The following is a 21,550-nucleotide window of genomic DNA, read 5'->3' as shown; positions in this document are numbered from 1 at the left end:
GACGCGGATAGATGGGCGCGACAGCGAAGGTCGCGCGCAGGAATCAACCGCGGTGTCGCGATTCGACCGCTTCGCGCAGCGTGTCGATCAGGCTCTGGATACGGGCGTGCTGCATTTTCATGGAGGCCTTGTTGACCACCAGGCGCGAGCTGATCGTGGCGATCAGTTCCTGGGGCTCCAGGCCGTTGGCACGCAAGGTGTTGCCGGTGTCGACCACGTCGATGATCTTGTCGGCGAGATTGATCAGCGGTGCCAGCTCCATCGAGCCGTACAGCTTGATGATGTCGACCTGGCGGCCCTGCTCGGCGTAGTAGCGCTTGGCTACGTTGACGAACTTGGTAGCCACGCGCAGACGGCCCTTGGGCTCAGGTGCGCCGACCACACCGGCGGTCATCAGCTTGCAGCGGGCAATCTGTAGGTCCAGGGGCTCGTACAGGCCCTGGCCGCCGTACTCCATCAGCACATCCTTGCCGGCCACACCCAGGTCGGCGGCACCATGCTCGACATAGGTCGGCACGTCGGTGGCACGCACGATCAGCAGGCGCACATCGTCCTGCGTGGTGGGGATGATCAGTTTGCGGCTCTTGTCCGGGTTCTCGGTCGGCACGATACCGGCCTCGGCCAGCAATGGCAGGGTATCGTCGAGAATACGGCCTTTGGAAAGCGCGATGGTCAACATTGGAACGTCGGTCCTTAAGCGGCTACTGCCGGCCGGGCGTAGAGCCCGACCGCATTCAATTCGTTAGGCGCATCCTGCGAAAGCGGGCAAACCGCACTCCCACAGGATGCACCAGGCAGACGATTAGCCCGGCACGCGACGGATCTTCGCGCCCAGCATCTGCAGTTTTTCTTCGATGCACTCGTAACCACGGTCGATGTGGTAGATGCGATCGATCAGGGTATCGCCTTCGGCTACCAGCGCCGACAGCACCAGGCTGGCGGAAGCACGCAGGTCGGTGGCCATTACCGGGGCACCCTTCAGCGCCTTGACGCCTGTGACGATGGCAGTGTTGCCTTCGACCTGGATCTGCGCGCCCATGCGGTGCATTTCATAGACGTGCATGAAGCGGTTCTCGAAGATTGTCTCGATCACTGCACCGGTGCCTTCGGCAATGGCGTTGAGCGAGATGAACTGCGCCTGCATGTCGGTCGGGAAAGCAGGGTACGGGGCGGTACGCAGGTTGACGGCTTTCGGCCGCTTGCCGTGCATGTCCAGCTCGATCCAGTCGTCGCCGGTATTGATGTCGGCGCCGGCTTCCTTGAGTTTTTCCAGTACTGCTTCAAGGATGGTTGGGTCGGTGTCCTTGACCTTGACGCGACCACCGGTCACGGCAGCGGCAACCAGGTAGGTGCCGGTCTCGATACGGTCCGGCATCACGCGGTAGTTGGCCGAGCCCAGACGCTCGACGCCGTCGATGACGATGGTGTCGGTACCGGCGCCCTGGACATTACCGCCCATGGCGTTGATGAAGTTGGCCAGGTCGACCACTTCCGGCTCGCGCGCGGCGTTCTGCAGCACGCTGCGGCCCTTGGCCAGGGCAGCGGCCATCATGATGTTCTCGGTACCGGTCACGCTGACGGTGTCGAAGAAGAAGTGCGCACCGCGCAGGCCACCCTCAGGCGCCTTGGCCTTGATGTAGCCGCCTTCGACTTCGATCTTCGCGCCCATGGCCTCGAGGCCACGGATGTGCAGGTCAACCGGGCGCGAACCAATGGCGCAACCGCCAGGCAGGGCCACTTCGGCCTCGCCGAAACGGGCGACCATCGGGCCCAACACCAGGATCGAGGCGCGCATGGTCTTGACCAGCTCGTAAGGCGCGACCAGGGTCTTGATGGTGCGTGGATCGATCTCGACCGCCAGCTTTTCGTCGATCACCGGCTCGATGCCCATGCGGCCGAACAGCTCGATCATGGTGGTGATGTCGTGCAGGTGCGGCAGGTTGCCCACGGTGACCGGGCCGTCGGCCAGCAGGGTCGCCGCCAGAATCGGCAGGGCTGCGTTCTTCGCGCCCGAAATGCGGATCTCGCCATCAAGGCGAGCGCCGCCAGTAATAATCAGTTTGTCCATTGGAATCTCGCCGCCACGTTGGCTCAGGTGCGCTCAGCCCAGGCTGCGCTGCTGAAAAATTTCATGGTTACCGCATGGATGCTGCCATTGGCGATCCACGGATTCAGGTGAGCATAGATCGCCTGCTGGCGTTTGACCGGGCTCAGGCCAGCCAACTCGTCGCTGATCACGTTCAACTGGAAGTTGCAGCCTTCGCCTTCAACTTCGACCCGGGAACCCGGCAATTTCTCTTCAAGGAAGCTTTTAACTTCTACGGCCTGCATGCTCAACCTCAATCGGCGCCCGATGCGCACGGGTCGGCCATCATACAAAAAAGCCCCTCGCCTGCGAAGCCCAACGAGGGTTTCGCTGACCGAGGGGCCATCATCCGTGCCGGAACATCAGGTTGCCAGCACTTCATCGAGGTCATAGACCTCGGCAATTTCCCGCATGTCGTCGGGCATACCGCGCACCTGGCAACCCTTGCCGGTGGCCTGGGCATCGCGCATGAAGGCCAGCAGCAACGACAGGCCGACACTGGTGGAGCGCTGTACAGCCGAGCAATCGAGCACCAACTGCGCCTCGCGGCAGCCCGCGATCAGCGCCCTGCCCTGCTTGCGCAGGGCGGGCCCGCTGCGGTAGTCCAGCACGCCGGCCAGGCGCAGCACGCCCGGCTCGGCCATGCTTACGCCGGCCTCACTCATTTGACGGTCTTCTCTGGCGAGTTGTCGGCGGCCTGCTTGGCCTTGGCCACTTCGCCGGCCCAGCCGTCGATGGTCTTGTCCAGGTCGTTGCCATTGCGCTGCATGGCATCGGCGAACTGGTCGCGGAACAGCTTGCCGATGTTGATGCCGTTGACGATCACGTTACGCACCTTCCATTCGCCACCCAGGTTTTCCAGAGTGTACTGAACCGGGTACACGGCGCCATTGTTGCCGGTGACCTTCATGCCTACGGAGGCACGCTTGCCGTCATCGGCCTTGGCCGGGTCCACGACGATCCCCTGGTTGTTGTACTCCAGCAGGGCGTTACCGTAGAACTGGAACAGACTGCGCTTGAAGTTTTCCTGGAAGCGCTGCATCTGCTCGGGCGTGGCCTTGCGCGAGTACTTGACGGTCATGATGCTTCTGGAAATACCGTCGGCATCGACCACGGGCGTGAGGATACGGTCAAGGGCGTCGTAGAACGCTTGCGGGTTGGACTTGTACTGCTCCTTGTTGGCCTTGAGCTCACCCAGCAGCTCTGTGGTGGTGCTCTGCACCACGTCATGCGGAGACTGCGCGGCCAGCGCCATCAGGGGGAAGGCCGCCAGCAGGACCAGCAAGCCACGTCGCAGGATCGAAATCATGGAAACTCCTTAATTAGCCGGTTGCGCTTCTTTCGGTTCCTTGCCAACGGAGTTGAGCAGGAACTTGCCAATCAGATCTTCCAGCACCAGCGCCGACTGGGTGTCATGGATGGTCCCGCCGTCCTTGAGCACTTGGTCCTCACCGCCCACGCTGATGCCGATGTACTTCTCGCCAAGCAACCCGGCCGTCAGGATCGAGGCCGTGGAGTCGGTCGGCAGGTTGTCCACCGACTTGTCCAGTTGCAGCGTCACCCGACCGGTGTAGGAGTCACGGTCCAGATCGATGGCGGTAACCTTGCCGATGGTCACACCGGCCATGGTCACTTTAGCTCTGACCGTCAAACCGGCGATATTGTCGAAGTAGGCATAAACTTTATAGGTATCGCTGCTCGGGCTGGCCGACAGCCCGCTGACACGCAGGGCGAGCAGCAGCAGCGCCAGGATCCCGGCCAGGAGGAACAGGCCGACACCGATTTCCAGGGTGCGGTTTTGCATCAGAAATCTCCAAACATCAAGGCGGTCAGAATAAAGTCCAGACCCAGCACTGCCAACGAGGCATAGACCACGGTCTTGGTGGTGGCACGGCTGATCCCTTCTGAGGTGGGCTCACAGTCGTACCCCTGGAATACGGCGATCCAGGTCGTGACGAAGGCAAATACCAGGCTCTTGATCAGCCCGTTGAGCACGTCGTCGGTGAACGAAACACTGTTCTGCATGTTGGCCCAGAACGAGCCCTCGTAGACGCCCAGCCAGTCCACCGCGACCCACGAGCCACCCCAGATGCCGACCACGCTGAAAATCAGCGCCAGCAACGGCAGCGAAATGAAACCGGCCCACAGCCGCGGCGCGACGATGTACTTGAGAGGGTCGACGCCGATCATTTCAAGGCTCGACAGCTGCTCGGTGGACTTCATGTTGCCGATTTCCGCGGTGAGCGCCGAACCGGCACGGCCAGCGAACAGCAATGCCGTCACCACCGGGCCGAGCTCACGCAGCAGGGTCAGGGCGACCATCTGCCCCACCGCCTGCTCCGAGCCGTACTTGGTCAGGATGCTGAAGCCCTGCAGCGCCAGCACCATGCCGATGAACACGCCGGACACGACGATGATCGCCAGCGACAGCACGCCCACCGAGTACAGCTGCTTGGTCAGCAGCTGGAAGCCGCCACCGATGCCGCCACGGCCGATCAGTGCATGGAACAGGAACAGGCAGGAGCGCCCCAGCACCGCCAGCACGTCAATGGCCGAGCGCCCCAGCAGGCGGACACGTTCGAGTAAGGATTTTCTGCGCATCAACGCGCTCCCAGCAGGTCGGCGCGGTAGTCAGGCGCAGGGAAATGGAAAGGCACCGGGCCGTCCGGGTCGCCCTTCATGAACTGGCGAATGCGCGGGTTGTCCGAGCCCATCAGCTCGTCAGGCGTCCCCTGGCCCAGCACCTGGCCATCACCTACGACATAGATGTAGTCGGCAATGCTGGCGGTTTCCGCCAGGTCGTGGGAAACGACGATGCTGGTAATACCCAGGGCGTCGTTGAGCAGGCGGATCAGACGCACCAATACACCCATGGCGATCGGGTCCTGGCCGACGAACGGTTCGTCGTACATGAGGATCTGCGGGTCCAGCGCAATCGCCCGGGCCAACGCCACACGGCGCTTCATGCCACCGGACAGCTCGTCGGGCATCAGGTCGATGGCACCGCGCAGCCCCACGGCCTGCAGCTTCATCAACACGATATCGCGGATCATCTCGTCCGACAGCTGGGTGTGCACGCGCAGTGGGAACGCGACGTTCTCGAACACATCGAGATCGGTGAACAGCGCGCCGCTCTGGAACAGCACCCCCATTTGCTTGCGGGCGTCGAACAGGTCGCTGCGCGACAGCGTCGGCAGGTTCTGCCCGGCAACCCAGACCTCACCGCTGGAGGGGCGCAGCTGCGCGCCCATCAGGCGGAGCAATGTGGTCTTGCCGCAACCCGATGGTCCCATGATACCGGTGACCTTGCCGCGCGGGATGCGAATGTCGACATTGCTGAAAATGCTGCGCGAACCGCGTTTGAAGGTAACCCCCTTCAACTCGACCGCGTAGGCGCTATCCACACTCATCTAGACTCCTTGCTAGTGCAGCCTCGTCCTAATGGACGTCGGCCTCCATCTGGAAGGCACAAGCGCCCCAGGCAGGCCGAATAGCGGCGAACTATAGCACCGCTGACAGCACCGCCCCAAGGCCGGCTAACGAGTCGTTCAGCCCTGCGACAGGCTGACCAGACATTCACCACGGCAATAGAAAGCGTGAGGGTTTCTTTCATTGCAGCTATAATCGCCGCCTTTTCATCAGGCATTGCTTTTTCGACATGAGCCAATCCAGCGAGCTGATCCAATCCGCCCAACGCACCCTGCGCCTGGAACTCGAGGCCGTAGAGGCCCTGCTGGCGCGCATCGACGACAATTTCGTCAAGGCCTGCGAACTGATCCTGGCCAGCAAGGGCCGGGTCGTCGTGGTCGGCATGGGCAAGTCCGGGCACATCGGCAACAAGATCGCCGCCACCCTGGCCAGCACCGGCACGCCGGCGTTTTTCGTGCACCCGGCCGAAGCCAGCCATGGCGACATGGGCATGATCACCCGCGATGATGTCATCCTTGCCCTGTCGAACTCCGGCAGCACCGCCGAAATCGTCACCCTGCTGCCGCTGATCAAGCGCCTGGGCATCAAGCTGATCAGCCTGACCGGCAACCCGGACTCGCCCCTGGCCCAGGCTGCCGAGGTCAACCTCGACGCCCGCGTCGAGCAAGAGGCCTGCCCGCTGAACCTGGCACCCACCTCCTCCACCACCGCATCGCTGGTGCTGGGCGACGCGCTGGCCATTGCCCTGCTCGAAGCTCGCGGCTTCACCGCGGAAGACTTTGCCTTCTCGCACCCGGGTGGTGCTCTGGGCCGCCGCCTGCTGCTCAAGGTGGAGAACGTGATGCACGCCGGCGACGAACTGCCCCAGGTGCCCCGCGGCACCCTGCTCAAGGACGCACTCCTTGAAATGTCCCGCAAAGGCCTGGGCATGACCGTGATCGTCGAAGCCGATGGCAAGCTGGCGGGGATCTTCACCGACGGCGACCTGCGCCGCAGCCTGGACCGCAACATCGATGTCCACACCACCCTGATCGACCAGGTAATGACCGTGCACGGCAAGACGGCCCGCGCCGAAATGCTCGCGGCCGAGGCCCTGAAGATCATGGAAGACCACAAGATCGGCGCCTTGGTGGTGGTGGACCGCGAGGACCGCCCCACCGGCGCCCTGAACATGCACGACCTGCTGCGCGCCGGCGTGATGTAAAGGAGCGATGGAATGAACCAGGACCTCATGCAACGCGGCAAGAACATCAAGCTGGCAGTGTTCGACGTGGACGGCGTGCTCACCGACGGGCGCCTGTACTTCCTAGAGGACGGCAGCGAGTTCAAGACGTTCAATACCCTCGACGGCCAGGGCATCAAGATGCTCATGGCCTCGGGCGTGACCACCGCGATCATCAGCGGGCGCAAGACCCCGGTGGTCGAGCGCCGGGCGAAGAACCTCGGTATCCCGCACCTGTACCAGGGCCGCGAGGACAAACTGGTGGTGCTGGACGGCCTGCTCGCCGAACTGGGCCTGAGCTATGCTCAAGTGGCCTACCTTGGCGACGACCTGCCCGACCTGCCGGTAATCCGCCGCGTGGCCCTGGGCATGGCGGTCGCCAACGCCGCGCCGTTCGTGCGCCAACACGCCCATGGCGTGACCCAGGCACGTGGCGGCGAAGGCGCGGCCCGTGAATTCTGCGAACTGATCATGCAGGCCCAGGGCACCCTGGACGCTGCCAACGCCAACTACCTGTAAGGCTGCCCATGTTCAGCAAGAAAGCCCGCAACATTGCGCTGCTCGCGGTAATCGCCGCCCTGCTGGTGGCGATCGGCTACTGGAATGTCAGCCCGGAAAGCTTCCTCGACAAGCCGGTGGCCCAGGTCGACGAAAGCGCCATCGACTACTACGCGGTCAACGCTCACAGCCTGCAGTTCCTGCCCGATGGCAAGCTGCAGTACGAAATGACTGCCGACAAGGTCGAACACCTCAAGGCCAGCGAAATCACCCTGCTGACCACGCCGGACCTGCACCTTTACCGCGGTACCGAATACCCCTGGCACGTACAGAGCACTCGCGCCGAAGTCAACCCGGACGGCAGCGAAGTCGAACTGATCGACAACGTACGGGTCGCCCGCACCGACGAAAAGCAGCGCGAAATGATCATTACCAGCTCACGCATGACCGTGTTCCCGCAGAAGCAATATGCGCAGACCGAGCAAGCCGTTAGAATCGACGGCGCCGGTGGCACAACTACGGGCAAAGGAATGAAAGCGTATTTGAAAGAAGGCAAGATGGACTTGCTCTCTAACGTAAGAGGACAGTATGAGGCTCGTTAAAACCCTCCCCCTTTTGCTCAGCCTGAGCGCAGCACTGGGAAGCGCGAGCGCCCTCGCCCTGCCGAACGACCGTGACCAGCCTATCCGCATCCAGGCCGACAACGCCCACCTGGACGACAAGCAGGGCGTGGCCACCTACACCGGCGACGTGATCATCACCCAGGGTTCGATGATGATCAAAGGCAACACCGTGACCATCACCCGCTCCGCCTCCGGCGATATCGACGTGGTGACCTCGGTGGGCAACCTGGCCTACTTCGAGCAGCAGCAGAGCGCAGCCAAACCGGACAAGATGAAAGGCTGGGCGGTGACCATCCAGTACCAGTCGCAGAAGGACATGGTGATCCTCACCGACCGCGCCAAGGTCGAGAACGAAGGCAACACCACCGAAGGCGAGAAGATCGTCTACAACACCCAGACCCAAGTGGCAACCGCCGGTCGCGGTGGCAACGTGACCTCGCCGCGTCAGCGCATCGACATGGTGATCCAGCCCAAGAAGAAGGCCGAGTAAATGGCAACCCTCAAAGCCCAGCACCTGGCCAAGAGCTACAAGGGGCGGCAGGTCGTACGCGACGTCAGCCTGTCGATCGACAGCGGCCAGATCGTCGGCCTGCTCGGCCCCAACGGCGCCGGCAAAACCACCTGCTTCTACATGATCGTCGGCCTGGTCCAGGCCGATCAGGGGCGCGTGCTGATCGACAACCTCGATGTCAGCCACCAGCCCATGCACGGTCGCGCCCGCGCCGGCATCGGCTACCTGCCGCAGGAAGCCTCGATCTTCCGCAAGCTGTCGGTGGCCGACAACATCATGGCCATCCTCGAGACCCGCAAGGACCTCGACCGCGACGGCCGGCGCAAAGAACTGGAAAGCCTGCTGCAGGAGTTCCACATCAGCCACATTCGCGACAACCTCGGCATGAGCCTGTCCGGTGGTGAGCGCCGCCGCGTGGAAATTGCCCGCGCGCTGGCGACCGCACCCAAGTTCATCCTGCTGGACGAACCGTTTGCCGGTGTCGACCCGATCTCGGTCGGCGACATCAAGCAGATCATCCATCACCTCAAGGCCAAGGGTATCGGTGTACTGATCACCGACCACAACGTGCGTGAGACCCTGGATATCTGCGAAACCGCCTATATCGTCAACGATGGCCGGCTGATCGCTGAAGGCGACTCCGAAACCATCCTGGCCAACGACCTGGTCAAAGAGGTTTACCTGGGCCACGAGTTCCGGCTCTGACCCCGGCACGCGCCTGGAGTACTGGCAAATCGCCCTGAAGGCCGGGGTAAAGTTGTTACAGTGCTCTAGGCAAACGCTACAATTTAAGGCATAAAACTTGCTTGATCTGGCGCCCCGGCGCCCTCGTGTAGTGGATGGCGCATGCGCGCCGGCGAACAAGGTATTAAGCCCCAGCCATGAAACCATCGCTCGTCCTAAAAATGGGCCAGCAACTGACGATGACACCGCAGTTGCAACAGGCCATCCGCCTGCTCCAGCTCTCCACCCTGGACCTCCAACAGGAAATCCAGGAAGCGCTGGAGTCGAACCCGATGCTCGAACGTCAGGAAGACGGCGACGACTTCGACAATAGCGACCCGATGGCGGACAACGCCGAGAACAAGCCGGCCGCCGAAGTCCAGGACAACAGCTTCCAGGAAAGCACTACCAGTGCCGACACCCTGGAAGACGGTGAGTGGAGCGAGCGCATCCCCAACGAACTGCCGGTCGACACCGCCTGGGAAGACATCTACCAGACCAGCGCCAGCAGCCTGCCGAGCAACGACGACGACGAGTGGGACTTCACCACCCGCACATCGGCCGGCGAAAGCCTGCAAAGCCACCTGCTGTGGCAACTGAACCTGGCTCCGATGTCCGACACCGACCGCCTGATCGCCGTCACCCTGATCGACAGCATCAACGGCCAGGGTTACCTGGAAGACACCCTCGAGGAGATCTGCGCCGGTTTCGACCCGGAGCTGGATATCGAGCTGGACGAGGTCGAAGCGGTACTGCACCGCATCCAGCAGTTCGAACCAGCCGGTGTTGCCGCCCGCACCCTGGGCGAATGCCTGTTGCTGCAACTGCGCCAGCTGCCCGCCAGCACGCCGTGGATGGCCGAAGCCAAGCGCCTGGTCACCGACTTCATCGACCTGCTCGGCAGCCGTGATTACAGCCAGCTGATGCGTCGCATGAAAATCAAGGAAGACGAGCTACGCCAGGTCATCGAGCTGGTACAAAGCCTCAACCCGCGCCCCGGCTCGCAGATCGAGTCCAGCGAGCCTGAGTACGTGGTGCCCGACGTCATCGTGCGCAAGGACAGCGACCGCTGGCTGGTGGAGCTGAACCAGGAGGCCATTCCGCGCCTGCGCGTCAACCCGCAATATGCCGGTTTTGTGCGCCGGGCCGACACCAGCGCCGACAACACCTTCATGCGCAACCAGTTGCAGGAAGCGCGCTGGTTCATCAAGAGCCTGCAAAGCCGCAACGAAACCCTGATGAAGGTGGCCACGCAGATCGTCGAGCACCAGCGCGGCTTCCTCGATCACGGCGACGAAGCGATGAAGCCGTTGGTGCTGCATGACATTGCCGAAGCGGTGGGCATGCACGAGTCGACCATTTCGCGGGTAACCACGCAGAAATACATGCACACGCCGCGTGGCATCTACGAACTGAAATACTTTTTCTCCAGCCACGTCAGCACCTCCGAAGGCGGAGAATGCTCGTCTACGGCGATCCGCGCGATCATCAAGAAACTGGTTGCGGCGGAAAATCAGAAAAAGCCATTGAGTGACAGCAAGATCGCTGGTTTACTGGAGGCACAAGGCATCCAGGTAGCCCGTCGCACCGTCGCCAAGTACCGCGAGTCCCTCGGCATCGCACCGTCGAGCGAGCGCAAGCGACTGATGTAGCCCCTGAGATGTGCCACAGCGTTTGTGGGGCAGGTGCAAGATCTGCCTCTTTATGCACGGGCAACAAAGGAGAAGCTGTATGCAAGTCAATATCAGTGGACAGCATGTAGAAGTCACCCAGCCACTGCGCGATTACGTGCTTGAAAAGCTCGCTCGCGTGGAAAGTCACTTCGACAAGATCACCAACGTGCAGGTCATCATGAAAGTCGAGAAGCTGCAGCAGAAGGTCGAGGCGACCTTGCAGATTCCCGGCGGCGAAGTGGTTGCCAACGCCGAACACGAAGACATGTATGCAGCGATCGACGCCTTGGCAGACAAGCTCGACCGCCAACTGAAAAAACACAAGGAAAAACAGCAAAGCCTGCTGCAAGGTGCAGCTGCCCGCTGATCCCCCTCATCCATGATCCGACTTGAAACCATCCTGACCCCCGGCCGTTCCCTCGTGAACGTGCCGGGCGGCAGCAAGAAGCGCGCCCTGGAAAAGGTCGCCACCGTCATCGCCGATCAAGTGCCCGAACTGGAGATGCAAGACGTCTTCGAAAAACTGATCGCCCGGGAAAAACTCGGCTCGACCGGTTTCGGCAACGGCATCGCCATCCCGCACTGCCGGCTTGAAGGATGTTCCGCTCCGGTCAGCGCCCTGCTGCATCTGGAAGCCCCTATCGACTACGACGCCATCGATGGCGCGCCGGTGGACCTGCTGTTCGTCCTGCTGGTGCCAGAGGCCGCCACCGATGCCCATCTGGAACTGCTGCGCCAGATTGCCAGCATGCTCGATCGCAAGGAGGTCCGTGATCGCCTGCGTGCGGCCACCAGCAGCGAGGCCCTGTTCCAGGTTGTCCTGGACGTACAGAACGAGCACTGAACATGCGCCTGATCATCGTCAGCGGCCGGTCCGGCTCCGGCAAGAGCACCGCCCTCGATGTCCTGGAAGACAACGGTTTCTACTGCATTGACAACCTGCCCGCCGGGCTGCTGCCACAGCTGGCGGAAAATGCGCTGATCAATACCGAGTTGCTGCAACCCAAGGTCGCCGTGTCGATCGACGCGCGCAACCTGCCCAGCCACCTGACGCGTTTCCCCGAGTTGCTCGAAGAAGCCCGCGCTCGGCATATCCAGTGCGACGTGCTGTACCTGGATGCCGACGAAGACATGCTGCTCAAGCGCTTCTCGGAAACCCGCCGGCGCCACCCGCTGACCAACGCCAACCGCTCGCTCGCGGAAGCGATTCGGGTGGAAAGCGAATTGCTGGGGCCGATTGCAGACCTGGCCGACCTGAAGATCGACACCACCAGCCTGAACCTGTACCAGTTGCGTGATTCGATCAAGCTGCGCCTGCTCAACCAGCCCGAGCCTGGCACCGCGTTCCTGGTCGAGTCGTTCGGTTTCAAGCGCGGAATGCCGGTCGATGCAGACCTGGTGTTCGATGTGCGCTGCCTGCCCAACCCCTACTGGAAGCCCGAGCTGCGTGAGCACTCCGGCCTCGACCAACCGGTGATCGACTACCTGGCCGCACAGCCGGATGTCGAAGAGATGTTCAACGACATTTCCAGTTACCTGCTCAAGTGGCTGCCCCGCTTCGCCGCCAGCAACCGTGCCTACGTCACCATTGCCATTGGCTGCACCGGCGGTCACCACCGCTCGGTGTACATCACCGAACGCCTTGGCCAGCTGCTGCAGCAATCCCTGAAAAACGTCCAGGTCCGCCACCGCGACCTCTAGCCCAAGGATCCGCCCCACGATGCCCGCCCGTGAAATAACCATCATCAACAAGTTGGGCCTGCATGCCCGGGCGGCAGCCAAGTTCGTCGGCGTTGCCGGCCGCTTCCCCTGCCAGGTCAGGGTTGGCCGTGCGCCGGACAAGCTGGTGGATGGCAAAAGCATCATGGCGGTAATGATGCTGGCGGCCGGCAAAGGTACGCAGGTGCACCTTCATACCGAAGGTGAGCAGGACGACGATGCGATGGCAGCGCTGGTCGAGCTGATCAACAATTATTTCGACGAAGGCGAATGAATTTTGCAGGCCTGCACGGTCCGTGTGGGAACAGCTTTTCAGCACAAATCGCCTGTGCAAGCGGTACGCGTACCCGTGTGGGAGCGGCTTTAGCCGCGAAGAATCCAACGCGGTGCATGGCACCGACTTCGCCGGTGTTCGCGGCTAAAGCCGCTCCCACAAAGTCCCCGCTGATTCAATGAGTTATGTGCCGCTCCCCACAGCGAAGCCGGTGAAAACATCATCATCCGGCGCAAGCCGATACACAGCCCCAAGCTGGCCAGGCAAGGTCCAACCAGGCGAAGCCGCGCGCCAATAGCAGCGCAGTGCCTGCCAGCAACAGCAAAGTCCCAAGCGCCAGCCGAAACAGGCGCACACGGCTGACAGTCATCACCTTGGAGCGCATACCGGAAAGGCTCACTTCAGGCTGTCGAGGTAGCGGCGCTCCACTTCCGACCAGTAAATCACGTTGTAGAAGGCACCGATGTATTCCGGGCGACGGTTCTGGTACTTCAGGTAGTACGCATGCTCCCACACATCCAGGCCGAGAATTGGCGTGTTGCCGTGCATCAACGGGCTGTCCTGATTGCCGCTGCTTTCCACTACGAGGGTTTTCTGCGGGGTCACGCTGAGCCAGGCCCAGCCACTACCGAAGCGGGTCAACGCAGCCTTGGTGAAGGCCTCCTTGAAGGCATCGAAGCCGCCCAGCTGTTCCTCGATGGCCTGCGCCAGAGCGCCCTGCGGCTCTCCCCCACCCTGCGGTGACATCACGGTCCAGAACAGGCTGTGGTTGGCGTGCCCGCCGCCATGGTTGGTCACCGCACCACGCAGGAGTTCCGGTAATTGTCCGACCGCGCCGAGCAGTTTCTCCACCGGCCACTCAGCCCACTCGGTGCCTTCGATGGCGGCGTTGAGGCCATTGACGTAGGTCTGGTGGTGCTTGGTGTGATGGATTTCCATGGTCTGCGCGTCGATGTGCGGTTCCAGCGCAGCGTAGGCGTAAGGCAGTGCAGGCAAGGTATGGGGCATATCGTTGAATTCCGTAGACATGGGGTAAGCGATGACCAACGCGGTCACCGCTGGCGCTTGGGCCGTGACTCGGGGTCAGATACCTCCGGCGGTGAGTTTTTCCGGGTTCAGCAACGCTTCCAGCTGGTCACGCGACAGGTCGGTGTGCTCCAGCGCCACGTCGATGATCGGGCGACCCTGCTTGTAGGCGGTCTTGGCGATTTCGGCGGCCTTCAGGTAGCCGATGATCGGGTTCAGCGCCGTGACCAGGATCGGGTTGCGCGCCAGGGCTTCCTTGAGCTTGCTTTCGTTGACCTTGAAGCTGGCGATGGCCTTGTCGGCCAGCAGGCGGCTGACGTTGGCCATCAGCTCGATGCTTTCCAGCAGGTTGCGGGCGATCACCGGCAGCATCACGTTCAGCTCGAAGTTGCCGGACTGGCCAGCGATGGCGATGGTGGCGTCATTGCCGATCACTTGGGCGGCGACCATGGCGGTGGCTTCCGGAATCACCGGGTTGACCTTGCCCGGCATGATCGAAGAGCCCGGCTGCAGGCCTTGCAGCTCGATTTCGCCCAGCCCGGCCAGCGGGCCGGAGTTCATCCAGCGCAGGTCATTGGCGATCTTCATCAGCGCCACGGCGGCAGTCTTGAGCTGGCCAGACAGGGCCACGGCGGTGTCCTGCGAGCCGATCAGGGCGAACAGGTTCTGCCCGGGAGTGAACTCGACCTGGGTCAGGCTGCTGAGCTGGCGGGCAAAACCGGCAGCGAACTGCGGGTGGGCGTTGATGCCGGTACCCACGGCGGTGCCACCCTGGGCCAGCGCCTGCAGGTTTGGCAGGGTCGCTTCGATGTGAGCCTTGGCGCCATTGATCTGCGCCGCCCAGCCATCCAGCACCTGGCTCATGCGCACTGGCATGGCATCCATCAGGTGGGTGCGGCCGGTCTTCACGTACTGATGCACCTGCGCCGACTTGGCCTCAATCACCTGCACCAGGTGCGCCAGGGCTGGCAGTAGCTGCTCGTGCAGGGCCAGCGCGGCGCTGACGTGAATGGTGGTCGGGATGATGTCGTTGCTGCTCTGGCCGCAGTTGACGTGGTCGTTGGCGTTGACGGCCTCACCCAGCACGCGGCTGGCCAGAGTGGCGATAACCTCGTTGGCGTTCATGTTCGAACTGGTGCCGGAACCGGTCTGGAACACATCCACAGGGAAATGCTGGATGAAGTCCCCCGCCAGCAGCTGCTCAACTGCCGTTACGATGGCTTGGCCCTGCGCGGTCGACAGCTGTTCCAGTTCGACGTTGGCCTTGGCTGCGGCAGCCTTGGCCAGCAGCAGTGCACGAATGAACTGGGCCGGCATGCGCTGGCCGCTGATCGGGAAATTGTCGACCGCGCGCTGGGTCTGGGCACCGTACAGCGCCTGGGCCGGCACCTGCAGCTCGCCCATGCTGTCACGCTCGATACGGGTATCACTCATCATCAAATCCTTGCATCAGTTCATCGGGAGAAATCGACGGCAGCAGGCGGCAATTGGCCAACTGCAGGGCGAAGGGCTGCCAGCGCTGGTTCTGTGCCTCGCGGTCGAGGTTGCGCAGGTCCAGCAGCGGGCGCCATGCCTGGTCCAGGCACAAGCAGCGCCAATGCCACGGCAGCATGCGGTCGCAGGCGGTATCCAGCAGCAGGCGGAAGGAGGTAAGCGCTACCGTCCATGGCGAGGTCTGGGTGCAGCACACCAGATATCGGCCTTCAGCCAGGTAATGCTCGATCAGGCGCGGCTCGTCAGGTTCGAGTGCGCAGCGGATACGCCGGCTCAACCAGCGCCAGTTCTCGAGATAGGGCAGTTCGTGAAGCACGGTTTTCATGAAACAGGACCTTGCCACAGAATTTAATGACAATCATTATTATGTGGTAATGCTACGCATTTCAATAGTGCTATCTGTTGTGGCAGGTAATGCCGTTACTCAGCGACCGGCATCCAGTAGCTCGACAAGCAGCGAACTCCCAACGCTTCTTCCAGGAAAATCATCCGCAGCGCCGACGGCTCGTATGCGCTGAAACAGCTCGAGCAAGGTAGTCTGGACAGCAAATGGTTTGAGGCGATATTGGGGCGCACCGGCATCCACCCAGGTTCCGATCAGTTGCAATCGGATCTGGCCGGAGGCGACATCCAGTTTGAGCAAGCGAACATCGCTGACCAACACGCCCTTTCCCATGATCGCCAACAGCTCATTCAAGGGCTGCTGGCCGGGCGTGAACGCGAGGTTTCGAGCAGATTCCCAAGCATGCGTGGAATTACCAGTATTCTGCAGGCCCAGGCGTCTGGCAGATTCGGCATCCAATGCATAGCGCACAAGACGACCGTCCTGCACAAATGGATCGCCACTCGGTACACAACCTTGCCGGTCAAAGGGCATACTGCCAACGCCCTTCTCGAGCATGGGCATTTCAACAATGCCGATGTCGGGGCCAAAGAGAGGTTTGTCCAAATAGCCGCATAGCACGGAGTCGCCGTCGGCCACAGCCTGGCCAGTGACAGCCTTGAGGAAGGTGTTCAGCAGCAGCACGCTTGTGACAGGTGAAAATACATATGCGCAGCGTTCGAGAGGAAGCGGCCGGTCGCCCATTGGCATGCTCGACTGACTCACGACTGATGCCACAAAGTCGTCGGTTGCACCCAGGCCAGCCAAGTCTCGCGCAACCCTGGACACTCCGCGGCCGGGCCGAACGCCGCGGTGGAAGGCATCTGCACGGCAGTTGAGTTCGTAGAGGGTGTCTCGGTATCCGCCAATGAACCCCTGAGTGTTACCCAATACCTGAATCTGGGCTGTAGCCCCGAAGTGGACCTTGATCGGGAAGCTGGAACCGCTATCGTGGATGCGTGTTGTGGCTTTCTCGACTAGATGTTCACTAGAAGCGCACGCTTTACGCCAGTCATGAAACAGGTCCAGATCGCGGTACTCCCAGGCCAGGTCCTGGACGTATGGCAACCCTGCGCAGGGGTGCCGAGGCGACTGGGAGCAAAAGGCAAGCGCATCTTCTACGAATGCATCTGCATCGAAGGCATGTTCCCATCTGGCCCGGTAGCTGGCCACCTTTCCGTGCCGGTACATGACGACGTCTAGTTGATGCTGCTCCTCCAGCTTCAGCAAGCCAAGGTTATCTGCGGTACCTGGCTGTATGACTGTATAACGTCTTGAGGCCACCAATTCGCACTCGCAAGCGCTGCGCAGCTGCAGGATGTTCAGCAACTCCTGCACCATGCCTTGCATCTGCGCCAGATCGGTTGCCTGCAAGCGGTGCTTCTCGACATCAATCAACATCCGCATCACTCCATGAAAAGCATCATCATGGAAGCAATGCGGCAAGCCAGGGCGCTACATATTCAACGCCCCTCAGCTTCCTGCCACTGTCATCCTTTCGATTAGCACAGAGCCGGTGTGAATGTTGCTGCGGGTCTCAAGATCGCTGCCAATCGCGACAATCTGCTGGAACATGTCTTTCATGTTCCCGGCAATGGTCACTTCCTGCACCGCGTGCTGAATCTCGCCATTCTCGACCCAGAACCCCGCCGCGCCACGGGAATAATCCCCCGTCACCATGTTCAGGCCATGCCCCATCAACTCGGTCACCAGCAACCCTCGGCCCATGCGCCGGATCAGCGCCGCCTGGTCTTCGACACCATGGCTGACGAACAGGTTGTGCACACCACCAGCGTTGGCCGTGCTTGGCAAACCCAGCTTGCGCCCGGAATAGGTACCCAGCAGGTACGACACCAACTCACCCTTGTCGACGAACGGCTTGGCATAGGTAGCCAAACCATCGCCGTCGAACGCGGCACTGCCAAGTGCCCGCGGAATGTGCGGGCGCTCGTCGAGGGTCAGCCAGCCAGGGAACAGGCGCTGACCAATGGTCCCCTCCAGGAACGAGGATTTACGGTACAGGTTGCCGCCGGAAATGGCCGACAGGAAGCTGCCGAACAGGCCACCGGCCAGCTCGGCCGAGAACAGCACCGGCACCTCACAGGTCGGCACCGGCCGCGCCCCCAGGCGGCTGGCGGCCCGCTGGGCAGCGCGCACGCCGATGCTACGCGGGTCGGCCAGCAAGTTACCCTGGCGGTTCACGTCGTACCAGTAGTCACGCTGCATCTGGCCGTCGCCTTCGGCGATCATCACGCAGCTAAGGCTGTGCCGGGTCGAGGCGTAGCCGCCGATGAAACCATGGCTGTTGCCATACACGCGGCAGCCCTGGTGGGTATTGAGGGTGGTGCCGTCGGCATTGAGGATACGCGGGTCGGCGTCGAATGCCGCCGCCTCGCAGGCCAGGGCCATCTCGATGGCCTTCTCCGGCTCGAGGTTCCAGTCGTGGTACAGGTCCAGGTCCGGGATCTCGCGAGCCATCAGCGCCGCGTCGGCCAGGCCGGAACATTCATCTTCGGAGGTATGCTTGGCAATCGCCAAAGCGGCGGCGACGGTTTCGCGGATTGCTTCCGGGCCACTGGCCGAAGTGCTGGCCGAGCCTTTGCGCTGGCCCACATACAGGGTGATGCCGAAGCCCTGGTCGCGGTTGAACTCGACCGTCTCGACCTCTCGCTGGCGTACCGTGGTGGACAGGCCCTGCTCCAGCGACACCGCCACTTCGCAGGCACTGGCCCCCTGGCGGCGCGCTTCGGCGATGATCGCCTCGACCTGCTCCTGCAATGCTGGCAGGTCTTTCGGACCTACGCTCTGGACTGCACTCATGGTTCTCTCCACTCAAATTCTGCGTTCGGCGAGGGTCATTCTACGACCGGGCCGGACAAGCGGCCCCCGACTGGTTATCATGGCGGCGATTTCTAGCGGACTGCCACCATGGTTGATTCAAACGACGACGCCTTCGACGGCGAAAAAAGCAAAACCCAGATCAAGCGCGAACTGCATGCGCTGGTCGAACTCGGCGAGCGCCTTACCACGCTCAAGGCCGATACCCTGGCTCGCCTGCCGTTGACCGACGAGCTGCGCAAGGCCCTGGCCGAAGCCAGCAAGCACACCGCTCACGGTGCCCGCAAACGCCACATGTCGTTTGTCGGCAAGCTGATGCGCGTACAGGACCTGGATGCCATCCACGCCTTGCTCGAACAGATGGACAGCTCGACCCGCCAGTACAACGAACGCTTCCACAGCCTGGAGCGCTGGCGTGACCGGTTGATCGACGGTAACGACGAAGACCTCGAGCGCTTCGTCAACGAATACCCCGACACCGACCGCCAGCAACTGCGCTCGCTGGTGCGCCATGCCCAGCACGAGAAGGCGCGGAACAAACCGCCTGCCGCCGCGCGCAAGGTGTTCAAGTACATCCGCGATCTCGACGAGCTGCAGCGCGGCTTGCGCTGAATCGCCGGGGCCGCTTTGCGGCCCAATCGCGACACAAGGCCGCTCCCACAGTAAGTGCGCTGCCATTTCTGCACGGCGCGGTCCCTGTGGGAGCGGCCTTGCGTCGCGAAAGGACCGCAAAGCGGTCCCAGATGGCCATCACGCCCCTGTACCGCCCACGGTAATCGCATCCAGCTTCAGGGTCGGCTGCCCGACCCCGACCGGCACCGACTGCCCGTCCTTGCCGCAAGTCCCTACCCCGCTATCCAGCGCCAGGTCGTTACCGACCATCGACACCCGGCTCATCGCTTCCGGGCCATTGCCGATCAGGGTCGCTCCTTTCACCGGCGCGGTAATCTTGCCGTCTTCGATCAGGTAGGCCTCACTGGTCGAGAACACGAACTTACCGCTGGTGATGTCCACCTGGCCACCGCCGAGGTTGGCGCAGTAGATGCCCTTCTTCACCGAAGCGATGATTTCCTGCGGGTCGCTTTCGCCGGCACGCATGTAGGTGTTGGTCATGCGCGGCATCGGCAGGTGCGCGTAGGATTCGCGGCGGCCGTTGCCGGTGACCGCCATGCCCATCAGGCGCGCGTTCAGTTTGTCCTGCATGTAGCCCTTGAGCACACCGTTCTCGATCAGCGTGGTGCACTCGGTCGGGGTGCCTTCGTCATCCACGCTCAGCGAGCCGCGGCGGCCCTCGAGAGTGCCGTCGTCGACGATGGTGCACAGGCTCGATGCCACCTTCTCGCCAATGCGGCCGCTGAACGCCGAACTACCCTTGCGGTTGAAGTCACCTTCCAGACCATGGCCGACGGCCTCGTGCAGCAGCACGCCCGACCAGCCCGAACCCAGCACCACCGGCAGGGTACCAGCCGGTGCCGGGATCGCCTCCAGGTTCACCAGGGCCTGGCGCAGCGCTTCGCGGGCATAGCCCATGACCCGCTCTTCGGTGAAGAAGCGGTAGTCGGTACGCCCGCCACCGCCTTGCCCGCCACGCTCGCGGCGGCCATTCTGCTCGACGATGACGCTGACGTTGAAGCGCACCAGCGGGCGCACGTCGGCGGCCAGGCTGCCATCGACCGCAGCGATCAGGATGCGCTCCCAGACCCCGGCCATGCTCACACTGACCTGCTGGATACGCGGGTCCAGGGCGCGGGTGGCGGCGTCGACACGCTTGAGCAGCTCGACCTTCTCGGCACGACTGAGCACATCCAGCGGGTTGTCCGCCGGATAAAGGGCGGCCACGTCCTGGCTGCGGAAGGCCTGTACCTTGCCGTTCTGCCCGGCACGGGAGATTGAACGGGCGGCACGGGCTGCCGAGGTCAGCGCTTCGAGGTTGATTGCGTTGCTGTAGGCAAAGCCGGTCTTTTCACCGGACTGGGCACGCACGCCCACGCCTTGGTCGAGGTTGAAACTGCCCTCTTTGACGATGCCGTCTTCCAGCGCCCAGGTTTCCGAGATCTGACCCTGGAAATACAGGTCGGCGGCATCGATGCCGGGGCCGGCCAACTCACCCAGCACGCTCTGCAGGCTGTCCAGGGTCAAGCCGCCTGGGGCCAGGAGCTGCTCGCTGACGGTGGATAACATCTGGCTCATAGTCACTCCGAGGTGTGCGCAGGCCGCAACGCGCCCTGCGAGAAAAAGCGCCGGTGCGATACCACCGGCATGCGCGCCCGGATGGACGCTTGTTCGTCAATGTCGCGCTCGGCGAGCAGTACCGCTTCACCTTGCGCCTGTTCCGCGACGATGCGCCCCCAGGGGTCGACGATCGCCGCATGGCCATGGGTTTCCCGTGGCCCCGGGTGAGTTCCGCCTTGTGCTGCAGCCAGCAGGTAGCACTGGGTCTCGATGGCCCGAGCACGCACCAGCACTTCCCAGTGCGCCGCGCCCGTTACCGCAGTGAAAGCGGCCGGCGCAGTGATTAGTTCCGCGCCGGCGGCGCGCAGTGCGCTGTACAGTTCGGGGAAGCGCAGGTCGTAGCACACGCTCAGCCCCAGCCGCCCCACCGGCGTATCGGCCACCACCACCTGGGCGCCGTGGGCGTAGTCGTCGGACTCGCGGTAGCGGCCACGGTTGTCAGCAACGTCCACATCGAACAGGTGCAACTTGTCATAGCGTGCCGCCACTTCACCGTGTTCGTCGATCAACAGCGAGCAGGCATGGGCCTTGGCTTCGGGCTGGCCGACCGGTGGCAATGGCAAGGTACCTGCGACAATCCATAACTTGAGGTCGCGGGCGGTGCGTTTCAACCATGGCAGGATCGGACCTTCACCCAACGCTTCGGCGCGGCCGATGGCAGCGGCGTCCTTGCGGCCCATGGCGGCGAAGTTTTCCGGCAGCACAGCCAGCCTTGCACCGCCAATGGCGGCCTGCTCCAGCAGGGCACCGGCGCGCTGCAGGTTAGCCAGCACATCGTCCTGGCTGACCATCTGGATGACAGCTGCCTTCATGGGCACTC

Annotated in this window: 26 protein-coding genes; 11 read left to right on the top strand and 15 right to left on the bottom strand. The window is 62.5% G+C overall.

The annotated features are described in order from the left end of the window. Positions 1–43: 43 nt before the first annotated feature. The 8 genes from hisG to IRZ77_RS12750 form a co-directional block, all read right to left on the bottom strand. Positions 44–679: an ATP phosphoribosyltransferase gene (gene hisG, locus IRZ77_RS12785; protein ID WP_046615762.1), complete on the bottom strand. Its 636-nt coding sequence runs from the start codon at positions 677–679 to the stop codon at positions 44–46. Positions 680–802: 123 nt separating this feature from the next. After that, positions 803–2,068 carry a UDP-N-acetylglucosamine 1-carboxyvinyltransferase gene (gene murA, locus IRZ77_RS12780; protein ID WP_046615763.1) on the bottom strand — a complete coding sequence of 422 codons (1,266 nt, stop codon included), beginning with the start codon at positions 2,066–2,068 and terminating at the stop codon, positions 803–805. Between the two features lie 23 nt (positions 2,069–2,091). After that, a complete protein-coding gene (locus IRZ77_RS12775) occupies positions 2,092–2,331 on the bottom strand; it encodes a BolA family protein (RefSeq protein WP_003255121.1) in 240 nt (79 codons plus the stop codon). 117 nt (positions 2,332–2,448) lie between these two features. Beyond that, on the bottom strand, positions 2,449–2,751 hold the full coding sequence (locus IRZ77_RS12770) for an STAS domain-containing protein (RefSeq protein WP_046615764.1): 303 nt from the start codon (positions 2,749–2,751) through the stop codon (positions 2,449–2,451). Beyond that, the gene (locus IRZ77_RS12765; RefSeq protein WP_046615765.1) at positions 2,748–3,395 is read right to left on the bottom strand and encodes an MlaC/ttg2D family ABC transporter substrate-binding protein; all 648 of its coding nucleotides are present in this window, start codon (positions 3,393–3,395) and stop codon (positions 2,748–2,750) included. Before IRZ77_RS12765 ends, IRZ77_RS12770 begins: the two co-directional genes overlap by 4 nt. 9 nt (positions 3,396–3,404) lie before the next feature. After that, positions 3,405–3,890: an outer membrane lipid asymmetry maintenance protein MlaD gene (mlaD, locus tag IRZ77_RS12760; protein ID WP_003257921.1), complete on the bottom strand. Its 486-nt coding sequence runs from the start codon at positions 3,888–3,890 to the stop codon at positions 3,405–3,407. Continuing rightward, the gene (mlaE, locus tag IRZ77_RS12755) at positions 3,890–4,687 is read right to left on the bottom strand and encodes a lipid asymmetry maintenance ABC transporter permease subunit MlaE (protein WP_013971083.1); all 798 of its coding nucleotides are present in this window, start codon (positions 4,685–4,687) and stop codon (positions 3,890–3,892) included. Before mlaE ends, mlaD begins: the two co-directional genes overlap by 1 nt. Next, complete coding sequence (locus tag IRZ77_RS12750; protein WP_012270662.1) at positions 4,687–5,496, bottom strand: ATP-binding cassette domain-containing protein; 810 nt, start codon at positions 5,494–5,496, stop codon at positions 4,687–4,689. The genes mlaE and IRZ77_RS12750 overlap by 1 nt, the downstream gene beginning before the upstream one ends. A gap of 248 nt (positions 5,497–5,744) precedes the next feature. Between IRZ77_RS12750 and IRZ77_RS12745 the strand changes: the two genes are divergently transcribed. The 10 genes from IRZ77_RS12745 (at position 5,745) to IRZ77_RS12700 (ending at position 12,758) form a co-directional block, all read left to right on the top strand. Continuing rightward, positions 5,745–6,719 (top strand): KpsF/GutQ family sugar-phosphate isomerase, encoded by a 975-nt coding sequence (locus IRZ77_RS12745; protein WP_003257920.1) that lies wholly within the window; start codon positions 5,745–5,747, stop codon positions 6,717–6,719. Between the two features lie 12 nt (positions 6,720–6,731). Continuing rightward, complete coding sequence (locus IRZ77_RS12740) at positions 6,732–7,256, top strand: KdsC family phosphatase (RefSeq protein WP_024086339.1); 525 nt, start codon at positions 6,732–6,734, stop codon at positions 7,254–7,256. An 8-nt stretch (positions 7,257–7,264) separates the two neighbouring features. After that, a complete protein-coding gene (gene lptC, locus IRZ77_RS12735) occupies positions 7,265–7,837 on the top strand; it encodes an LPS export ABC transporter periplasmic protein LptC (protein ID WP_046615766.1) in 573 nt (190 codons plus the stop codon). Further along, a complete protein-coding gene (gene lptA, locus IRZ77_RS12730; RefSeq protein ID WP_015269063.1) occupies positions 7,824–8,348 on the top strand; it encodes a lipopolysaccharide transport periplasmic protein LptA in 525 nt (174 codons plus the stop codon). The genes lptC and lptA overlap by 14 nt, the downstream gene beginning before the upstream one ends. After that, positions 8,349–9,074: an LPS export ABC transporter ATP-binding protein gene (gene lptB / locus IRZ77_RS12725; RefSeq protein ID WP_046615767.1), complete on the top strand. Its 726-nt coding sequence runs from the start codon at positions 8,349–8,351 to the stop codon at positions 9,072–9,074. A gap of 176 nt (positions 9,075–9,250) precedes the next feature. Further along, positions 9,251–10,744, top strand: a complete 1,494-nt coding sequence (locus tag IRZ77_RS12720; RefSeq protein ID WP_015269061.1) for an RNA polymerase factor sigma-54 — start codon at positions 9,251–9,253, stop codon at positions 10,742–10,744. Between the two features lie 79 nt (positions 10,745–10,823). Further along, positions 10,824–11,132 carry a ribosome hibernation-promoting factor, HPF/YfiA family gene (gene hpf, locus IRZ77_RS12715; RefSeq protein ID WP_003255135.1) on the top strand — a complete coding sequence of 103 codons (309 nt, stop codon included), beginning with the start codon at positions 10,824–10,826 and terminating at the stop codon, positions 11,130–11,132. A gap of 12 nt (positions 11,133–11,144) precedes the next feature. Continuing rightward, complete coding sequence (gene ptsN, locus IRZ77_RS12710) at positions 11,145–11,609, top strand: PTS IIA-like nitrogen regulatory protein PtsN (protein ID WP_046615769.1); 465 nt, start codon at positions 11,145–11,147, stop codon at positions 11,607–11,609. A gap of 2 nt (positions 11,610–11,611) precedes the next feature. Further along, on the top strand, positions 11,612–12,466 hold the full coding sequence (gene rapZ, locus IRZ77_RS12705) for an RNase adapter RapZ (protein WP_085587488.1): 855 nt from the start codon (positions 11,612–11,614) through the stop codon (positions 12,464–12,466). A 19-nt stretch (positions 12,467–12,485) separates the two neighbouring features. Beyond that, positions 12,486–12,758, top strand: a complete 273-nt coding sequence (locus IRZ77_RS12700) for an HPr family phosphocarrier protein (protein WP_013971075.1) — start codon at positions 12,486–12,488, stop codon at positions 12,756–12,758. A gap of 396 nt (positions 12,759–13,154) precedes the next feature. Here IRZ77_RS12700 and IRZ77_RS12690 read toward each other — a convergent pair whose 3' ends face one another. From IRZ77_RS12690 to pmbA, 5 genes are all read right to left on the bottom strand, one after another. Continuing rightward, complete coding sequence (locus IRZ77_RS12690; protein WP_046615771.1) at positions 13,155–13,766, bottom strand: superoxide dismutase; 612 nt, start codon at positions 13,764–13,766, stop codon at positions 13,155–13,157. Between the two features lie 75 nt (positions 13,767–13,841). Then, complete coding sequence (locus IRZ77_RS12685; RefSeq protein WP_135001614.1) at positions 13,842–15,218, bottom strand: class II fumarate hydratase; 1,377 nt, start codon at positions 15,216–15,218, stop codon at positions 13,842–13,844. Continuing rightward, positions 15,211–15,603, bottom strand: coding sequence for a FagA protein (locus IRZ77_RS12680; RefSeq protein WP_135001615.1), 393 nt, complete (start codon positions 15,601–15,603; stop codon positions 15,211–15,213). The genes IRZ77_RS12685 and IRZ77_RS12680 overlap by 8 nt, the downstream gene beginning before the upstream one ends. A 99-nt stretch (positions 15,604–15,702) precedes the next feature. After that, complete coding sequence (locus IRZ77_RS12675) at positions 15,703–17,061, bottom strand: metallopeptidase TldD-related protein (RefSeq protein ID WP_196173602.1); 1,359 nt, start codon at positions 17,059–17,061, stop codon at positions 15,703–15,705. Positions 17,062–17,133: 72 nt separating this feature from the next. Beyond that, positions 17,134–18,480, bottom strand: a complete 1,347-nt coding sequence (pmbA, locus tag IRZ77_RS12670; RefSeq protein ID WP_046615774.1) for a metalloprotease PmbA — start codon at positions 18,478–18,480, stop codon at positions 17,134–17,136. 108 nt (positions 18,481–18,588) lie between these two features. Between pmbA and yjgA the strand changes: the two genes are divergently transcribed. Then, positions 18,589–19,110 carry a ribosome biogenesis factor YjgA gene (gene yjgA, locus IRZ77_RS12665; RefSeq protein ID WP_003255152.1) on the top strand — a complete coding sequence of 174 codons (522 nt, stop codon included), beginning with the start codon at positions 18,589–18,591 and terminating at the stop codon, positions 19,108–19,110. Positions 19,111–19,248: 138 nt separating this feature from the next. On the opposite strand, the gene tldD is transcribed toward yjgA, so the two are convergent. Both tldD and IRZ77_RS12655 read right to left on the bottom strand, forming a co-directional pair. Then, positions 19,249–20,688 (bottom strand): metalloprotease TldD, encoded by a 1,440-nt coding sequence (gene tldD, locus IRZ77_RS12660; RefSeq protein WP_196173601.1) that lies wholly within the window; start codon positions 20,686–20,688, stop codon positions 19,249–19,251. Between the two features lie 2 nt (positions 20,689–20,690). Next, the gene (locus IRZ77_RS12655; protein ID WP_085600624.1) at positions 20,691–21,542 is read right to left on the bottom strand and encodes a carbon-nitrogen hydrolase family protein; all 852 of its coding nucleotides are present in this window, start codon (positions 21,540–21,542) and stop codon (positions 20,691–20,693) included. Between the last annotated feature and the right edge of the window lie 8 nt (positions 21,543–21,550).

The organism is Pseudomonas pudica (assembly GCF_015680405.1).
Taxonomy (GTDB): Bacteria; Pseudomonadota; Gammaproteobacteria; order Pseudomonadales; family Pseudomonadaceae; genus Aquipseudomonas; species Aquipseudomonas pudica.
The sequence above is the reverse complement of the archived record's forward strand: the minus strand, read 5'-3'. Positions and strand labels throughout refer to the sequence as shown.

What these genes read in the sequence shown, in the direction of transcription:
- IRZ77_RS12745 (WP_003257920.1), top strand. Translation starts at nt 5,745, where the DNA reads ATGAGCCAATCCAGCGAGCTGATCCAATCCGCCCAACGCACCCTGCGC.
- lptC (WP_046615766.1), top strand. Translation starts at nt 7,265, where the DNA reads ATGTTCAGCAAGAAAGCCCGCAACATTGCGCTGCTCGCGGTAATCGCC.
- mlaD (WP_003257921.1), bottom strand. Translation starts at nt 3,890, where the DNA reads ATGCAAAACCGCACCCTGGAAATCGGTGTCGGCCTGTTCCTCCTGGCC.
- IRZ77_RS12700 (WP_013971075.1), top strand. Translation starts at nt 12,486, where the DNA reads ATGCCCGCCCGTGAAATAACCATCATCAACAAGTTGGGCCTGCATGCC.
- IRZ77_RS12770 (WP_046615764.1), bottom strand. Translation starts at nt 2,751, where the DNA reads ATGAGTGAGGCCGGCGTAAGCATGGCCGAGCCGGGCGTGCTGCGCCTG.
- IRZ77_RS12680 (WP_135001615.1), bottom strand. Translation starts at nt 15,603, where the DNA reads ATGAAAACCGTGCTTCACGAACTGCCCTATCTCGAGAACTGGCGCTGG.
- IRZ77_RS12690 (WP_046615771.1), bottom strand. Translation starts at nt 13,766, where the DNA reads ATGCCCCATACCTTGCCTGCACTGCCTTACGCCTACGCTGCGCTGGAA.
- IRZ77_RS12765 (WP_046615765.1), bottom strand. Translation starts at nt 3,395, where the DNA reads ATGATTTCGATCCTGCGACGTGGCTTGCTGGTCCTGCTGGCGGCCTTC.
- mlaE (WP_013971083.1), bottom strand. Translation starts at nt 4,687, where the DNA reads ATGCGCAGAAAATCCTTACTCGAACGTGTCCGCCTGCTGGGGCGCTCG.
- IRZ77_RS12740 (WP_024086339.1), top strand. Translation starts at nt 6,732, where the DNA reads ATGAACCAGGACCTCATGCAACGCGGCAAGAACATCAAGCTGGCAGTG.
- IRZ77_RS12750 (WP_012270662.1), bottom strand. Translation starts at nt 5,496, where the DNA reads ATGAGTGTGGATAGCGCCTACGCGGTCGAGTTGAAGGGGGTTACCTTC.
- IRZ77_RS12675 (WP_196173602.1), bottom strand. Translation starts at nt 17,061, where the DNA reads ATGTTGATTGATGTCGAGAAGCACCGCTTGCAGGCAACCGATCTGGCG.
- yjgA (WP_003255152.1), top strand. Translation starts at nt 18,589, where the DNA reads ATGGTTGATTCAAACGACGACGCCTTCGACGGCGAAAAAAGCAAAACC.
- ptsN (WP_046615769.1), top strand. Translation starts at nt 11,145, where the DNA reads ATGATCCGACTTGAAACCATCCTGACCCCCGGCCGTTCCCTCGTGAAC.
- hisG (WP_046615762.1), bottom strand. Translation starts at nt 679, where the DNA reads ATGTTGACCATCGCGCTTTCCAAAGGCCGTATTCTCGACGATACCCTG.
- lptB (WP_046615767.1), top strand. Translation starts at nt 8,349, where the DNA reads ATGGCAACCCTCAAAGCCCAGCACCTGGCCAAGAGCTACAAGGGGCGG.
- rapZ (WP_085587488.1), top strand. Translation starts at nt 11,612, where the DNA reads ATGCGCCTGATCATCGTCAGCGGCCGGTCCGGCTCCGGCAAGAGCACC.
- lptA (WP_015269063.1), top strand. Translation starts at nt 7,824, where the DNA reads ATGAGGCTCGTTAAAACCCTCCCCCTTTTGCTCAGCCTGAGCGCAGCA.
- pmbA (WP_046615774.1), bottom strand. Translation starts at nt 18,480, where the DNA reads ATGAGTGCAGTCCAGAGCGTAGGTCCGAAAGACCTGCCAGCATTGCAG.
- IRZ77_RS12720 (WP_015269061.1), top strand. Translation starts at nt 9,251, where the DNA reads ATGAAACCATCGCTCGTCCTAAAAATGGGCCAGCAACTGACGATGACA.
- tldD (WP_196173601.1), bottom strand. Translation starts at nt 20,688, where the DNA reads ATGAGCCAGATGTTATCCACCGTCAGCGAGCAGCTCCTGGCCCCAGGC.
- IRZ77_RS12685 (WP_135001614.1), bottom strand. Translation starts at nt 15,218, where the DNA reads ATGAGTGATACCCGTATCGAGCGTGACAGCATGGGCGAGCTGCAGGTG.
- IRZ77_RS12655 (WP_085600624.1), bottom strand. Translation starts at nt 21,542, where the DNA reads ATGAAGGCAGCTGTCATCCAGATGGTCAGCCAGGACGATGTGCTGGCT.
- IRZ77_RS12775 (WP_003255121.1), bottom strand. Translation starts at nt 2,331, where the DNA reads ATGCAGGCCGTAGAAGTTAAAAGCTTCCTTGAAGAGAAATTGCCGGGT.
- hpf (WP_003255135.1), top strand. Translation starts at nt 10,824, where the DNA reads ATGCAAGTCAATATCAGTGGACAGCATGTAGAAGTCACCCAGCCACTG.
- murA (WP_046615763.1), bottom strand. Translation starts at nt 2,068, where the DNA reads ATGGACAAACTGATTATTACTGGCGGCGCTCGCCTTGATGGCGAGATC.